Raw genomic sequence first — 14,043 nt, 5'->3', positions numbered from 1 at the left:
GCTATTCCCGCTGGAGTCGCCGTCTTCCACTACAATCAATTGCCAACAAAAATAGTAGTTTAATAAAAAGTATACAAAAAACAGGTGTAGAAAAAGACTCGTTTTTCTACACCTGCTTCAATTTATGGGCTTATTGGACAGCTCCTTTAATACTACATATTACATTTTCTCTGGAGCATTTACACCAATTAAACGAAGTGCGTTTGCAATTGTTTGACGAGCAGATGTAACTAATGCAAGACGCGCTTCTGTTAGAGCTACGTTTTCTGCATCTAAAACTTTATCCGCATTATAGAAGCTATGGAATGTTGCAGCTAATTCTTGAATATAAGTTGCTACACGGTGAGGTGCACGAAGTTTTGCAGCATCTGCCACGACTTGTGGGAAATCACCGATTTTTTTCAATAAGTCTAATTCTTTTTCACTTTGTAATAGCTCAAGTGAATCCGTTGAAGCTTTCAACTCTTGTGTTTCAGCAGAACGTAGAATTGAGCAAATACGTGCATGGGCATATTGTGCATAATACACAGGGTTTTCATTTGACTGAGAAACCGCTAAATCTAAATCAAAGTCCATATGTGAATCGCCCGAACGCATACCGAAGAAATAACGAACTGCATCCAGTCCAACTTCCTCTACAAGCTCGCGCATCGTAACAGCTTTCCCTGTACGTTTACTCATTTTCATTTTTTCGCCGTCTTTATACAATTGAACCATTTGAATAACGGATACTTCTAATTTCTCACGCTCGTATCCAAGTGCTTCAATAGCAGCTTTCATACGTGGGATATACCCGTGGTGGTCTGCTCCCCAAATATTGATCAATTGGTCGAAACCACGAACTAATTTATCTTCATGGTAAGCGATGTCTGGTAATAAATAAGTGAAAGAGCCGTCGCCTTTGATCAATACACGGTCTTTGTCATCGCCAAAAGTAGTAGAACGGAACCATGTTGCCCCCTCTTCTTCAAAGATATGACCATTCGCACGCAATTTATTTAATGCTACATCGATTTTACCATCTTCGTATAATGAAGTTTCAGAAAACCAGTTATCAAAGCCAACACGGAAATCCGCTAAGTCTTTTTGTAGCTTCGCAAGCTCAACTTTTAACCCATGTGCACGGAATGCTTTGTAACGCTCTTCATCCGACACTTGAACAAATTTATCGCCATGCTCTTTTACAAGATTTGCTGCGATATCGATAATATCTTGCCCACGGTATCCGTCTTCTGGCATTTCTTTTTCTAAACCTAATGCTTCAAAATAGCGTACTTCAATCGAAACAGCTAAATTGTGGATTTGATTACCAGCATCATTTATATAATATTCACGAGCTACGTCGTATCCAGCAAAGTCCAAGACGTTACATAATGAATCCCCAACAGATGCCCCGCGTGCATGCCCTAAATGTAAATCACCAGTTGGATTGGCAGAAACAAACTCTACTTGAATTTTTTCTCCTTCTCCTGAGTTCGTACGTCCGTATTTTTCTTCTTCTGTTAGTACGGCTTTAATTACTTCTTGTAAATAATCTTTACGAACGGTAATATTCATAAATCCAGGTCCTGCGATGTCAATTTTCTCCATCATTGTTCCTGACATATCAAGGGTTGCTACAATTGCTTCCGCGATTTGACGAGGATTTTTTCTCGCAAGCTTAGTCAGCTGCATCGCAATATTAGTTGCATAGTCACCGTTTGCTTTATCTTTCGGTGTTTCTAAATGGATAGAAGGAATTTGCTCTTCTGTTACAAGTTCCGCCTTTAAAACAGCTTGTTGTAAAGCTGTTTTAATCGATTGTTGTACTTTTTCTACTGCGTTCATTTACTTCGCCTCCGTATAAATTAGTTCTAATGTATATGTACCAGCAACTTCTTCGTTTATAAGCAATTCGTATTCCACTTGAAAATGGCCATCTTCGAATTGCAGTTGCGTTGTATTTGTTGTAATCATCATTGTGCCATATCCCGTGTCATAGCTTCCTGTTTGAAGCTCACCTAGTTGAAATGGCAAACGCATTTTCACTCCACCGCTGCGTAAGATTAAAGCGGAATTATTATCTAACTTTACGGTTGTTCGAACTGCCTTCTCATTTTGCACTTCTTCATAAACTAAATAAGGCTGCTCTCCTTTTAAAGTTAGAACACCTGTCGTTTGCATATCAAATGATTCTTTTGCAATGTCTGGATGTTTTATTGTTGATAATAAACGAACATTGACTGATTTCTTTAGTGGTTGAGACATTGACTTCACCCTTTAGAGCATTTTCATAGTTAATTTACGTCATTAAAAAATAATCGTTAATAATAAACGATTAGTAAGCACTTTTTTATATGGTGCATGAATATATAACAATTTTTCACCGTGTTTTACTATAACCTTCACATTATATCTTAAAGTTTGCTTGTGTGACAACTAATCAAAAAGGAATCTATTATAACATTGCAATCCTCCCCCAGTAAATGGATGGACGAAATGATTTTACTCTTTTTGGTTATTTATAATTTGGAATTATTATACATTATTAGTTAAGATACGTCTTAATGAGACTATTTTTATGCTAACAGAGACCATTTCAATCCTAACCGCAACCATTTTTCGACAAGCGAGACCAATTTCGCCATAACCGAGACCAAATTTCACATTAATAAGTTTACTTGAAGTGAGATACCTTGGTTTTAAGAGTAATTTAGTGCATACGAGAGGAATCTACAGCTATGCGAGAGCATTTAGAGACTATCCTACAGCGGCTTTTCTGACTGGATCCTGAAAAACAAAAAAACGTAATGCCCATTTAAGGACATCACGCTTATTATTTAACCCAACCAAGTATCATTTCTCTAAGCAATTTGCTAGCTGTATTAGCAGTCTGTTCAGATGAATCATAAATTGGTGCAACTTCGACTAAGTCGAAGCCAACAACGTTTACTCCCGAGTTTGCGATTGCATGGATAGAAGCTAGTAGTTCACGGCTTGTAATACCGCCACAGTCTACTGTTCCAGTTCCAGGTGCATGTGCAGGATCTAACACGTCGATGTCGATTGTGACATAAACTGGTCGACCTGCTAGAGTTGGAAGCACTTCTTTCAAAGGCTCCAATACTTCAAATTTGGCAATTTGCATACCGTTTTCTTTTGCCCAGTCAAACTCTTCTTTCATTCCAGAACGAATTCCGAATGAATAGACGTTTTTCGGACCAATGTATTCGGCAATTTTACGAATCGGAGTGGAGTGAGAAAGCGGCTCTCCTTCGTATTCCACGCGTAAATCCGTATGCGCATCCATATGAATAATCGCAAGATCTTTATAGTTGTCTGCCACTGTTTTCATAACAGGCCAAGACACTAAGTGTTCGCCACCCATACCAACAGGAATTTTCCCATCTTGCATCAATTGACGAATAAAATCTGCAATTACATCCAAACTTTTTGATGCATTACCAAAAGGAAGCGGAATATCACCAGCATCAAAATAGTTCACATCATCTAGCTCGCGGTCTAAATACGGGCTATATTCCTCTAAACCAATTGATACTTCACGAATGCGCTGCGGGCCAAAGCGTGAACCTGGACGATAGCTTACTGTCCAGTCCATTGGCATACCGTAAATCACCGCTTGTGCTTCTTCGTAATTTTGCTTGCTTTTAATAAATACATTTCCTGAATAAGCTTCATCAAATCTCATCGGCCTATTCTCCTGCTAAGTCTTTCACAAATTTCGGTAATACGAATGCAGCTTTGTGAAGCTCTTTTGTATAATATTTTGTTTCAATATCAAAGAATTGCTCGTCCGGAACTTGAAGTGGATCGTATTTTTTCGAACCAATCGTGAAGCACCAAAGTCCACTTGGATACGTTGGAATATTAGCCAAGTACATATTTGTAATTGGGAAAATTTCTTTTACGTCCTTTTGTACTTGGCGGATTAAATCTGCTTTGAACCAAGGGTTGTCCGATTGTGCAACGAAGATACCATCTTCTTTTAATGCTTTTGAAATTCCAGCATAGAAACCTTTTGTAAATAAATTCACAGCTGGTCCAACTGGTTCAGTAGAGTCTACCATGATTACATCGTATTCGTTTTCTGACTGTGCGATATGCATGAAGCCGTCGCCAACTTGAACGTCCACACGTGGGTTTTCTAACTCACATGCAATTTCTGGTAAATAAATCTTCGAATACTCGATAACTTTTCCATCTATGTCAACAAGTGTTGCTTTTTTCACTTTTGGATGCTTCATAATCTCACGAATTACTCCACCGTCTCCTCCACCAACAACTAAAACGTTCTCAGGATTTGGATGTGTAAATAAAGGAACGTGCGCAACCATTTCATGGTACACAAACTCATCTTTTTGTGACGTCATTACCATTCCGTCTAAAAAGAGCATATTCCCCCACTCTTCTGTTTCTGCCATTTCTAACAGTTGAAAATCCGTTTGCTCTGTATGAAGTGTACGATTTACCTTCATTGTGATGCCAAAATTCTCGGTTTGTTTTTCCGTAAACCAAAACCCAGCCATGTATCTATCTCCCTTACCAATATGATTTAAGTGTAATGTATCAAAAAATTAAATACAAAGAAAGTATAGAGGTTTTTGACGAAAGTGCAATAGTTTTTTCTTTTTCCGTTTAATTTGAATCTATTGTTCTCATACTAATGAAAACATCAATTAGAACTGGGGAGATATTATGAGGCGCGCACAATACAGAAAAAAAACCACACGATCCAAACGCATGAAAAGGGTTTTTCTACTAAGTATTGTTGCTAGCTGTGCCTTTTTTAGTGCGTTTGTAACGCTTCGCATATATGCACAAATCGTTGGTGCGCCTATTATACAGGTACCCATCTCCTCTGTATTTTTAGATAATCAAGGGAATGTCATCGGTGACCGATTTGAGGAGCAGCGACGCTATTGGGTATCTCTAGACGAAATCTCACCATTCATACCGCAGGCCACAATTGCAGTAGAAGACCAGGAATTTTATGAACATCATGGATTTGATTACACCCGAATCGCTTCTGCACTTTTAAAGGATGTAAAAGCAGGAAAAAAAGTAGAGGGTGCAAGTACAATTACACAGCAATACGCTCGGAATCTATTTTTAACACATGATAAGACTTGGACTCGAAAATTAAATGAAGCATTGTACGCTTACCGGTTAGAAATTTTTTATGAAAAGGAGGAATTACTAGAAGGATATTTAAATACAGTTTACTTCGGACACGGAATGTACGGAGTCGAAGCAGCAAGTAGGTTTTATTATGGTAAGAGCGCGAAATCTCTTACTCTAGCGGAATCAGCATTACTAATGGGAATTCCTAAAGGACCTACTCATTATTCTCCATTAGTGAATGAAGAAAAAGCAAAAAATCGTCAACAATTAATTTTGACATTAATGAACAATCAACAATTTATAACCGCCGAGCAGAAGGAACGTGCAATGGAGGAAAATTTCGTATTAAAAACGGAAGATTCTGTTGTAACGAAAAAAACAGCTCCATATTTTTTAGAAGAGGTATGGAAAGAAGCATCGCAAATCATTAAAGAAAAAGGTCATCGAATTGAAGAAGGTGGTTGGACAATTACCACTACTTTAAATAAAAAGCATCAGCAGGCTGCAGAAGAAACCATTCAAAAATGGATGCCAGAAGGAGAGTTACAAATTGGTTTTATCAGTATGGAACCGAGAACGGGCTATGTGACAGCAATGGTTGGTGGTAGAGATTTCTCTACAAGTCCATTTAATCGTGTGACTCAAGCAAAAAGGCAGCCAGGATCTATCATAAAACCATTGTTATATGGCGCAGCACTGGAAAATGGATTCTCTCCCCTTACGTATTTGAAAAGCGAACGAACTATTTTCACTTATGATAATGGGCGGAGAGAATATGAACCAAAAAATGTAAACGGAGAATTTGCTGAAAATCCGATCTCGATGGCACAAGCCCTTGCAATTTCGGATAATATTTATGCAGTCAAAACATTAGAACATATTGGATACAAACCGTTTCAACAACTCATTGAACGATTTGATATTAAAATGAAAATTGATGATACGCCTGCGACAGCACTTGGCACATCAGAAGTTTCCCTTTTTGACATGACAAAAGCATACAATACGATTTCTGCAAAAGGAATTCAGAAAAAACCAACTTATATTACGAAAATTACAGATAATGACGGCAATACCTTGTATGATGTGCAGAAAGAAAAAGTGAAAGATAAAGTGGTAATGCAGGAACAAGATGCCTTTTTGTTGTCTCATTTGCTTACTGGCATGTTTGATCCAATTTTCAATGACTATTCCCCTTCAACTGGAATTAGTATTCGTGCCAAACAAACACGACCATATGCTGCAAAATCTGGGACTACTATTTCCGATCAATATTTAGTTGGATTCTCTCCTCAGCTGACTGCAGGTGTTTGGAACGGGTATGACCAAGGAAAACAAGTGAGTGATGCGGAAGCAAAGCAAGTGACGAAGCAAGTATGGATTGAATTTATGGAATCTGTTCATCGAGGTTTGCCTGTAGAACCATTTATTGCCCCACCTGGCGTTCGTGGAGTCATTGTCGATATTAAAACAGGTGGAATAGCTACCTCTGCTTGCGAAAAACAGCGTCTAATATATTTAAAAGAAAAAGATGTCCCTACAAAACTGTGCACAGATCCAAGCTTAAAGCAGCACACATTTGAAGAAAGCGATCCCGAAGAAGATAATTGGTCCATTTTCCCGTTCTCGTTCTTTGGAGAATAAATATTGGAAGAATGCGCTTTTCGCGCGGTAAAACTCTCCATTTGCATTCCAATAAATGGATGAATGAGACCAAATTAGCGTCAATCGAGACTAATTCCTTGGAAACCGAGACCAATTCGTCTGAAAGCAAGACCAACTCCCGTCAAACCGAGACCAAATTCAAAAATCAATTTTTTCCATAATATAAAAAGCTTTCTAGTACCTAAATTAGGTAATAGAAAGCTTTTTCTTAGTGTCGCGTTCTGCAAAAAGTATGCAATTATTGGATTGGGTTGTCGCAATTCTTCCACATCTCTACTTACTTGTTTAACTAAGTGTCCTAGCATTACTGTGAAGTAAGCTTTAAGTAAATTGTACTTTCTTTTAAAGATTAATTCAACCACTTAAACAGACTATATTGAGTTATGGCTATTTTTTTATTTAGCATTCAAGTCATTATGTAGCTTCTCGTCGCTTCTAGCCCACATTTCTCGATTATGAGATTGCAGAAAATCACTTAAAATATTTTTAGAACGTTCGTCCATAAAATCAACTAAAATTTGACGCTTCATTGATTTGTCCATTCGATTTACATGATCCGCAAGTATTTTAAAGCCTCGACGTTTTTCTCGATTTACGACCATTTCACAAGCAGTAACGCCCGCATAGTAAGGACCATCTACCTTGTGGTCAATTGTCACCCAAACGAGCCAATAAGGTTTTCCACCTTCTGAATCTTCTCGGTTCGTAGTAAATTTAATGCCACGCTCTGTATCACTTCTTGCATGCATCGCACCAATCTCTACTTTTGCAATACCTTCTTCTATATCAATAATGACTGGAGACACGTTCTCTAGAGATAAAGCTCCAATGCCAAAGCCTTTGTGTCCGTCCGTCGGATCATTTTTTATTATGGTGAATCCCATTTTTTGTTTCGGTTTTTCTTCATTTGTCATTCGATTGTTCCCTCCGTTCTGTTATGATATCTAGTATACAGATAATTTCACTAAAGGAGGAAATGAAATGCCATACGTAACAGTAAAAATGTTAGAAGGCCGTACTGAAGAGCAAAAAAAAGCCTTAGTTGAGAAAGTGACTGCAGCAGTAGTAGAAACGACTAATGCTCCAATTGAAAATGTCGTAGTATTCATCGAAGAAATGCCTAAAAATCATTACGCAGTAGCTGGCACACGTTTCAGTGATAAGTAATATTTGTAAGAAAAGCCACTAATCGCGCACTTTAAGAGCAATACCTGTTTCAGACGTTTCCGGATTGCATTGGAATGGACACTAGCTACACCATCACCGAGCGATTTTTAGGAGAGGAGGATTGTGACTAGTCACGATCCTCCTCTCCTTTTTCGGTAATCTTGTGGCTTTTCCCTTCCGTCGCCCTCCTGCAACTTTAGAAAACAGATTTGTTAGTGCTGTTTTTGATAACGAGAGAATAAATACTTTCTTACTCATGTTGGAGGCTCCCGAAGATGCAACTTCGGGAGCTCTAGTACCGATTTATAAGATAAATGCTATCTATTTTTCTGTCGTTTGCTCTGTTTACAAGTATCATAAACTAGGGAGAAATACTTTTCTTACATGTATTTATACCAACCATAACACTGAGTTCTTAGTAGGCTTTCTTATTTTAAAAAAAGAAAGAGCTGTCCTTATTGGATAGCTCTCAGCTTAACGACAAAAGTATTTTTTTAAACGGTTATGAATAATAATAAATACTCCTAAAGTGGTTGCTTTATATAATTAAAAGTAAGGATAGTGCATATCTATAAGGAATTGTTTATAAGGTAAGGACCACCACGAAGACTCCTGTGGGAACAGCTTGAGCAGAAGACCCCACAGGAACGCACAAAGGATCGAAGGCTAAGAACGCCGCGTCCTGCGGCAACGCCTTCATGACCAACCTCGTGTTGGCCCGAGGCTGAAGCCAAGCCCACGGAAAGCGAAGTGGTGGTCCTTGCCGAATTTACATTCAACTCTATGCACCCAAAATTGAGTTTGTCTACATTCTGAGAGCTGTCCTTATTGGATAGCTCTTTCATTCATTAAATTCATGACAAATAAAAAGGCTTCGTCAATTTCGGACTTTGTAAAATTTAGTTTTCCTTTTACCACATGAAGCTTTTCAATTTGCTCTTCTTTTGGCAAATGGTCGAAATATAACAGTGTCGAAACTAACTCTAAAAAGCGGGAGCTTTTATCTTTCATTTGTTCAATGCACGCTTGTAATGCACGACTTGCCACTGGCACTTGGGCCATCTGCGTAAAATGCTCACCTGCATCTGTCATTTGATATTTATACTGTACATAAGAGCCTTTGTCTTGTCTTTCTTCGTACAAAAAACCCATGCTGCAAAGCTCATCTACTCGCAATGTTAGCTCATGAGAATAAGGACCATAAATATGAAATTCGTATTTTTCTTTATAAGGAAACTGCAACTTTTTTGCGATGTAAACCATTTTTTGTAGTTTTTTTCTTCCGGTGATACCACCGTCAGCTGCTCCAATAAATTGTACAAGTTTTGCATGTTCTTCTAGCAATATAAACCCACCTCTACTATCAAATTCGCTTTGGCATATTTGCCGTCCAGATTTTACTTCCGCTTCACTTCGCTCAGTTCGACAGAAAATAATTGTTCCTTCGCAAGCTCATCGTAGAAAACAGTTAACCTAGCTTGCCAGGTTAACTCCATACAGAATCTGTGACATTTGCCTGAGGCTAGGGCCAACAGGATGTCGGTTACTTAGACGTTGCTGCAGGACGCCTCATACGGAATCAAGTTAACAATTCCAGTATTTGTTTTTTCAATGCTTTCTTTTTGCCGTCTGCTGTTAAGAAATCTTCAGGGAAATACAATTTATGATCAGTTCGGCGTTTTCCAGATATCGCTTCTACTACATCTGATTCTCGTGATAACTCTCTAATTTCTCCGGAAGGCATTTGTAAATGAATTGGGATTCGTTCTCCCTCTTCTCCAGGTCGATAAAAATCGTATGGTAAATCCGATGACGAATCGAACACTAAATAATACTCAGGATCGATACCTGCTCTTTTGAATAATTGTTCGAGTTCTTTCATTTTTACGTAGTCCTTCGCTAAATCGAACTCAATATATTGAAATAATTTACGATTAACAAATCGACTAGATAAATCAGCTAAAATCGGATCTTCTTCAGACATCCAAAGCTGAAAATAGGTCAATAAAACCCCTTCGTCTAAGGCAAGATAATCTTTTAGTGTAAATGTTCCATCAAAAAATCCTAGAAAATGAGTTGGTTGTTGTTCAAAGTGATATCCTATTTCGCTTAATGCTTTCGCACGATGTAAAATTTTTGTTAGGATAACTTCTGCACTGCGCGACACAGGATGGAAATACACCTGCCAATACATTTGGTATCTACTCATAATGTAGTCTTCTACTGCATGCATTCCACTCGATTTAATCACCACTTGATCCTCTAGAGGACGCATAACACGCAATATTCGCTCCATATCAAAATGACCATAGCTAACTCCCGTAAAATAAGCATCTCTTTGTAAATAATCCATGCGATCGGCATCAATTTGACTAGAAATTAAACTTACTACTTGTTTGTTTGGGTACGTTTTTGCGATTACATCCGCTACTTTTTGAGGGAAATCCTTGCTTACCCTTTTTAAGATTTCATTTACTTCCGTTTCCCCAAGTAATATCGCTCTCGTAAATTCTTCATGGTCTAAATCAAATACATTCTCGAAAGCATGTGAAAATGGTCCATGTCCTAAATCATGAAGAAGAGCCGCACATAATACTACTAGTCTCTCTGAAGCATCCCATTGCGGACGCTCCTTAAAACTATCATCTACGATTCGACGAACAATTTCATATACTCCTAACGAGTGATTGAAACGGCTATGTTCTGCACCATGAAAAACTAGATAGGCAGTTCCAAGCTGTTTAATGCGGCGAAGTCGTTGAAATTCTTTTGATCCAATAACATCCCAAATAACTTGATCACGAACATGAATATAACGGTGAACCGGGTCTTTAAACACTTTTTCTTCTGCTAGCTTCTGCGTAGCATAGCTCATTTTCCCACCCCCATAATGTTATAGCTTTAGCTCATTTCAATCTCCAGACAAAGAAGACGCTAAAGCTAAATATAAATTCAACTAAATAGTGTACATTTTATTTTCAGTATAAAGAAAAAAGCCGCTTCTGGAAAGGCGGCATTTTTTTGAAAGATATGCAAGTATAACTTTTCGATCTAGTAACTTTCTAGTCTTCAGAAGTCAGTCGATGAGGTCAAATTTCATCATCTTCGACTGTATTCCTATTAGATGGGCGCCTTGCGCTATTTTTAGTCTTCTAGCTTGGCGCGTACTTTTTCCATTAATTCGTCTTCTGATAAAGCTGCCACTGGACGATTATTAATAAAAGCAAACGTCTTCTTTCGTCCTGGTCCGCAGTATGATTGACATTCTTTTACTTCAATTTCTGCCTCTGGATCAATCGCTTTTAGCTTTGGAATTAATGTTTTTAAATTAACGGCCTGACACTCATCGCAAACTCGAAAATGGTTTGCCATCTGTCCACAACCCTTTCTATAAATAGTAATTGTCTACAGGTCATTGTATCTTAAAGTTTATATTGCTATCAAGTGTATTTTACGTGAATAAAAGAGCGATATGTTGACCATCATGTTAATAGAACAACGAAACTATGAACATGGTAGGAGGACAAACATGGTAAAAATTAGGCAAGATGCATGGATGAATGAAAATGATGAGATGTTAGCAGAAATGGTGCTTAGGCACGTTCGTGAAGGAAGTACCCAGTTAAATGCGTTTGAAGAAGCAGGTGATGAATTAAATCGAACTGCTGCGGCATGTGGCTTTCGATGGAATGCGGTCGTTCGTCATCAATATGAAACAGAATTAAAAGAAGCAAAAAAAGAACGGAAAGAAAAGCTTCGTATACTAGGGAAAGACTATCGTCGAAGAGGAAACGGTATTTATTTAGCCAAGCCTCAAGAAGAAGGAGGAGAACGTACTTCTTCGATCCCTGTTTCAGCATTATCCATTGATATTATTATTGCGTATCTCGTAAGACTACAGCATAGTGATTCCGATATTACTAGGTATCGTCACTTAGCAACGATCTCAACAGAAAAAATTCGTAAATTAGAAAGTGAACTTGCTAAACTAGAAAAAGAAAATGCTGCAATTAAACAAGACTACGAGCAATTTGTGCAGATCATGAACCGTGCAAGACGTCTCGTAACATTAAATGACGAAGATTTACCGACTGTTCCTGTTTTCCAAATGGAGAAGAACGGTAATCTCGTATCTAAAGAACCACCAACCGTCTAATGGATTGGTGGTTTTTTTTTATTTTTCATTTAGCATCTTTTTATTTCTATCTACTACGCGCTGCATATAAAATTGGTAGAGATCCATCTCATCTTGCGTGACAGATTGGGATACTACATTAGTAGACAGCTGTTGCAACAACTGTTGAATGCGTATAACAATATCTTCCACTGCAAAGGAAGCATTTAGCAACTCATTTAAAGAGGCCATTACTTCTGGTTTTATTTCTGGATAGCTAAATTTGGTCTCTTCCCCTTGCACACCGATTTCATAAAACTGACGAATTAATTCTGCTCGCTCACTTCCACTACCCTCCACACATAAATACACCTGCACAGCGATACCTTGTCGAAGTCTGCGTTGCGAAATGCCAGCGAATTTTTTACCGTTAATACTTAAATCATACGAACCTGGGCAGTACGACCCTACAATTTCATAAGCTTCTATTTTCCCTTCCGCTTCTGGGAATAAAAGCTGTATGAAAGCAAGCATCACTTCATATCCTGTTGGAATATCAATAGATTGTTGAATTTCGGACAAAACAATCGATAGATTGAGTACTCCATCATCTAACACAACTGCAAGTCCACCAGAATTTCGCACGATTGGCGTATAGCTTTGTGTACGTAAGAAATCCTGCGCATCTTCTACGAATGGAAGTCGATGATCTTGAATTCCTAATACTATCGTCTGACTATGTACCCAAGTTCGAACGGTTGCGGGAGATTGGCCCTGCCCAACTAACTGGCAAAGCAAGTCATCCGCCGCAAAGGATTCTAATGCTGAACGACTCTTACCACTAAGCGATTGATCCCAAAATCGCCACGTTTCTTGCTGTAATAAAACATCTATATCTGACATGCAATATACTCCTTAGTCTCAGTCTGTCGACAATCCTGAGAATACTCTTTATTCTAACGCTTGTGCAGCTGTAATATAGGAAAGTTTATAGACATCCTCAGCCGAACAGCCACGAGATAAATCATTTACTGGTGCATACAATCCTTGTAAAATTGGGCCAATTGCTTCGAACCCACCTAAGCGTTCTGCAATTTTATAGCCGATATTTCCTGCTTCAAGTGATGGGAACACAAAAACATTGGCATCCCCTTGCACAACTGCTCCAGGTGCCTTCTTTGCAGCAATTGCAGGAACGATACTAGCATCAAATTGGAGTTCCCCTTCAATCGCTATTTCAGGTGATAACTGTTTTGCAAGTTTAGTTGCTTGTACCACTTTTTCTGTTTCCTTTGATTGTGCAGAGCCCTTTGTAGAGAAGGAAAGCATAGAGACTTTTGGTTTTATTCCAAAGGCTGCTGCTGTTTTTGCACTTTCCACTGCTATTTCTGCTAAATCCTCACTAGTTGGAGCGATCGTTATAGCGCAATCTGCAAACACATAGCGAAGTTCATCTTTTACCATAAGAAATGCACCGCTTGTTTTGGAGATACCCGGCTTTGTTTTGATGATTTGTAGTGCAGGTCGAACGGTTTCAGCCGTCGTATGTACTGCTCCGCTTACTAATCCATTTGCTCGCATTGTATACACGAGCATGGTACCAAAATAATTAACATTTTTTAAAATTTCTCTTGCTTCTTCTGATGTTACTTTTCCTTTGCGACGCTCAACAAATGCTTCTACAAGCTCGTCCATTTCTTCAAAAGTCTCGGGATTTATAACAGTCAAATTGCTCGGGACCTCTTTTTCGGATCCAATGACAATCGGTGTAATAATACCTTCTTTTTGGAGTTTTAAAGCAGCTGCAATAATTCTTTCATCGTTGCCTTCTGGTAATACGATGGATATATTCGCACCCCGCAACTTGTCTTTGATTTCTTGAAATAAATCAGCCATTTTGCCGCCACCTATCCTTGTTTTTATTATGTTAAGCATACACGAGTTTGTCACAGATTGTCATGTGTTAATCGTGGCAA

At 38.4% G+C, this 14,043-nt stretch carries 14 protein-coding genes; 3 read left to right on the top strand and 11 right to left on the bottom strand.

The features are described from left to right. Positions 1–159: 159 nt before the first annotated feature. The 4 genes from argS to speE form a co-directional block, all read right to left on the bottom strand. Positions 160–1,827 (bottom strand): arginine--tRNA ligase, encoded by a 1,668-nt coding sequence (gene argS / locus MHB48_RS03065; protein WP_342600097.1) that lies wholly within the window; start codon positions 1,825–1,827, stop codon positions 160–162. After that, positions 1,828–2,247, bottom strand: a complete 420-nt coding sequence (locus MHB48_RS03060) for a DUF1934 domain-containing protein (protein WP_342600096.1) — start codon at positions 2,245–2,247, stop codon at positions 1,828–1,830. Between the two features lie 568 nt (positions 2,248–2,815). Beyond that, positions 2,816–3,688: an agmatinase gene (gene speB / locus MHB48_RS03055; RefSeq protein WP_342600095.1), complete on the bottom strand. Its 873-nt coding sequence runs from the start codon at positions 3,686–3,688 to the stop codon at positions 2,816–2,818. A 4-nt stretch (positions 3,689–3,692) separates the two neighbouring features. Then, positions 3,693–4,526, bottom strand: a complete 834-nt coding sequence (gene speE / locus MHB48_RS03050; protein ID WP_342600094.1) for a spermidine synthase — start codon at positions 4,524–4,526, stop codon at positions 3,693–3,695. Positions 4,527–4,740: 214 nt separating this feature from the next. On the opposite strand from speE, the gene MHB48_RS03045 reads away from it, so the two are divergent. After that, on the top strand, positions 4,741–6,765 hold the full coding sequence (locus tag MHB48_RS03045; protein WP_342600093.1) for a PBP1A family penicillin-binding protein: 2,025 nt from the start codon (positions 4,741–4,743) through the stop codon (positions 6,763–6,765). Between the two features lie 80 nt (positions 6,766–6,845). On the opposite strand, the gene MHB48_RS03040 is transcribed toward MHB48_RS03045, so the two are convergent. After that, positions 6,846–7,148, bottom strand: a complete 303-nt coding sequence (locus MHB48_RS03040) for a hypothetical protein (protein WP_342600092.1) — start codon at positions 7,146–7,148, stop codon at positions 6,846–6,848. A gap of 33 nt (positions 7,149–7,181) precedes the next feature. Next, positions 7,182–7,700, bottom strand: coding sequence for a YwhD family protein (locus tag MHB48_RS03035; RefSeq protein WP_342600091.1), 519 nt, complete (start codon positions 7,698–7,700; stop codon positions 7,182–7,184). 67 nt (positions 7,701–7,767) lie between these two features. Here MHB48_RS03035 and MHB48_RS03030 point away from each other — a divergent pair, with 67 nt between their 5' ends. Next, entirely contained in the window at positions 7,768–7,953 is a 186-nt protein-coding gene (locus MHB48_RS03030) for a 2-hydroxymuconate tautomerase (RefSeq protein ID WP_340917722.1), read from the top strand. Positions 7,954–8,778: 825 nt separating this feature from the next. Here MHB48_RS03030 and MHB48_RS03025 read toward each other — a convergent pair. The 3 genes from MHB48_RS03025 to MHB48_RS03015 all read right to left on the bottom strand — a co-directional run bounded on the left by MHB48_RS03025 (position 8,779) and on the right by MHB48_RS03015 (position 11,325). After that, complete coding sequence (locus MHB48_RS03025) at positions 8,779–9,297, bottom strand: YwgA family protein (RefSeq protein ID WP_342600090.1); 519 nt, start codon at positions 9,295–9,297, stop codon at positions 8,779–8,781. Between the two features lie 235 nt (positions 9,298–9,532). Next, positions 9,533–10,828, bottom strand: coding sequence for an HD domain-containing protein (locus MHB48_RS03020; protein ID WP_342600089.1), 1,296 nt, complete (start codon positions 10,826–10,828; stop codon positions 9,533–9,535). A 269-nt stretch (positions 10,829–11,097) separates the two neighbouring features. Then, a complete protein-coding gene (locus MHB48_RS03015) occupies positions 11,098–11,325 on the bottom strand; it encodes a DUF1450 domain-containing protein (protein ID WP_342600088.1) in 228 nt (75 codons plus the stop codon). Between the two features lie 157 nt (positions 11,326–11,482). Here MHB48_RS03015 and MHB48_RS03010 point away from each other — a divergent pair, with 157 nt between their 5' ends. Then, entirely contained in the window at positions 11,483–12,109 is a 627-nt protein-coding gene (locus MHB48_RS03010) for an RsfA family transcriptional regulator (protein WP_340917713.1), read from the top strand. Positions 12,110–12,127: 18 nt separating this feature from the next. Here MHB48_RS03010 and MHB48_RS03005 read toward each other — a convergent pair whose 3' ends face one another. Then, on the bottom strand, positions 12,128–12,961 hold the full coding sequence (locus MHB48_RS03005; RefSeq protein WP_342601286.1) for a lipoate--protein ligase family protein: 834 nt from the start codon (positions 12,959–12,961) through the stop codon (positions 12,128–12,130). Positions 12,962–13,018: 57 nt separating this feature from the next. After that, positions 13,019–13,963 carry a phosphate acetyltransferase gene (gene pta / locus MHB48_RS03000; protein WP_342600087.1) on the bottom strand — a complete coding sequence of 315 codons (945 nt, stop codon included), beginning with the start codon at positions 13,961–13,963 and terminating at the stop codon, positions 13,019–13,021. Positions 13,964–14,043: the final 80 nt, after the last annotated feature.

The sequence above is a fragment of the Psychrobacillus sp. FSL H8-0483 genome (genome assembly GCF_038637725.1).
In the GTDB taxonomy this organism is placed as follows: domain Bacteria; phylum Bacillota; class Bacilli; order Bacillales_A; family Planococcaceae; genus Psychrobacillus.
The sequence above is the reverse complement of the archived record's forward strand: the minus strand, read 5'-3'. Positions and strand labels throughout refer to the sequence as shown.